The sequence below is a fragment of the Kitasatospora sp. NPDC056783 genome (assembly GCF_042789895.1).
Classification (GTDB): domain Bacteria; phylum Actinomycetota; class Actinomycetes; order Streptomycetales; family Streptomycetaceae; genus Kitasatospora.
Genome location: NZ_JBHUAF010000690.1, coordinates 1 through 1635 on the forward strand (window position 1 = coordinate 1; position 1635 = coordinate 1635).

At 68.4% G+C, this 1635-nt stretch carries 2 protein-coding genes; both read right to left on the minus strand.

Features of this window, described 5'->3' with window-relative positions; genetic code table 11:
* Window positions 1–69: 69 nt before the first annotated feature.
* Window positions 70–732, minus strand: a complete 663-nt coding sequence (locus ACFRMQ_RS40615) for an ATP-dependent Clp protease proteolytic subunit (RefSeq protein WP_380735947.1) — start codon at window positions 730–732, stop codon at window positions 70–72.
* A 56-nt stretch (window positions 733–788) separates the two neighbouring features.
* Window positions 789–1409: an ATP-dependent Clp protease proteolytic subunit gene (locus ACFRMQ_RS40620; protein ID WP_380735948.1), complete on the minus strand. Its 621-nt coding sequence runs from the start codon at window positions 1407–1409 to the stop codon at window positions 789–791.
* Window positions 1410–1635 lie beyond the last annotated feature (226 nt).

A 1635-nucleotide genomic window follows, 5' to 3' on the forward strand; every position in this document is an offset into this window, starting at 1 on the left:
GCACCCGGGTGCGCACCCCGCCCCGATGGGCCCCTCCCCACCCGATGGCGGGCCGGGAGGGAGCCGACCTCAGGAGGTCAGCGAGGTCTTGCGGGTGGAGATGATCTGGTCGATCAGGCCGTACTCGGCGGCCTCCTCGGCGGTGAGGATCTTGTCGCGCTCGATGTCGTCGCGCACCTGCTCCGCCGACCGGTTGGAGTGCTTGGAGAGCATCTCCTCCAGCTGCTCGCGCATCCGGAAGATCTCCTTGGCCTGGATCTCCAGGTCGGACACCTGGCCGCGGCCGGTCTCGGTGTACGGCTGGTGGATCAGGATCCGGGCGTTCGGCAGCGCCATCCGCTTGCCGGGGGTGCCGGCGGCGAGCAGCACGGCCGCGGCGGAGGCCGCCTGGCCCATGCAGACCGTGGTGATGTCCGGCTTGACGTACTGCATGGTGTCGTAGATGGCCGTCAGGGCCGTAAACGAGCCGCCGGGCGAGTTGATGTACATCTGGATCTCGCGGTCCGGGTCCATCGACTCCAGGCACAGCAGCTGCGCCATGATGTCGTTCGCCGAGACGTCGTCGACCTGCGAGCCGAGGAAGATGATGCGCTCCTCGAACAGCTTGGCGTACGGGTCGTACTCACGGATGCCCTGCGTGGTGCGCTCGACGAAGCGCGGGACGATGTAGCGGCCCTCGGCACGCATGTCCTCGACGCGGGCCTTGGCGGCCGACAGGCTGGGGATGTTCATGGGGGTCCTTGTCCTCCGGGGCGTTGGGGCTGTGGTCTCGCGGGCCGGGCCTGGGCTCAGGCAGCGCCCGTGCCGCCGCCGCCGGGGACGTCCGCGGCGCTGTGCATGATCGCGTCGATGAGGCCGTACTCCAGGGCCTCCTCCGGGGTGAACCAGCGGTCGCGGTCGGAGTCCGCGGTGATCTGGTCGAAGGACTGGCCGCTGTGGTGGGCGATCAGCTCGGACATCCGCTTCTTGGTGCGCAGCAGCTGCTCGGCCTGGATGCGGATGTCGGTGGCGGAACCGCCGAGGCCCGCGGAGGGCTGGTGCATCAGGATGGTCGAGTTCGGCAGCGAGAAGCGCTTGCCGGGGGCGCCCGCGGTGAGCAGGAACTGGCCCATCGAGGCGGCCATGCCCATCGCGATGGTGACGACGTCGTTCTTGATGTACTGCATGGTGTCGTAGATCGCCATGCCGGCCGAGATCGAGCCGCCCGGGGAGTTGATGTAGAGGAAGATGTCCTTTTCCGGGTCCGCGGCCAGCAGCAGCAGCTGCGCGGTGATCTTGTTGGCGATGTCGTCGTCGACCGCCTGGCCGAGGAAGATGATCCGCTCGTTGAGCAGCCGGTTGTAGACCTGGTCGCCAAGGCCGCCGAGCACGTCACCAGCGGCGGCGTGCGGCGCCATCGGGCCAGGCATCTGCATCTGCGGGAACGTCACTTAGCCACCTGCTCAGTCGGTTTGGACGGTCGCTCCACGGCCGTCACGGTGTCGCACAGCTTCGGGTATCACGTCGTGATTGATGCTGTCCAAGGACCCTAACGCGCAGGCCGGGCCGCAGAATCCCTCACGCAGAACTGTTCGCTGTGAGCGCAGGGTCGCGGCGGGCCGGAGGGGACGACAGCGGGCCCGGACGCCGTAACGG

Coding starts and splice junctions, on each gene's coding strand:
- ACFRMQ_RS40615 (WP_380735947.1), bottom strand. CDS start 732: ATGAACATCCCCAGCCTGTCGGCCGCCAAGGCCCGCGTCGAGGACATG.
- ACFRMQ_RS40620 (WP_380735948.1), bottom strand. CDS start 1,409: ATGCCTGGCCCGATGGCGCCGCACGCCGCCGCTGGTGACGTGCTCGGC.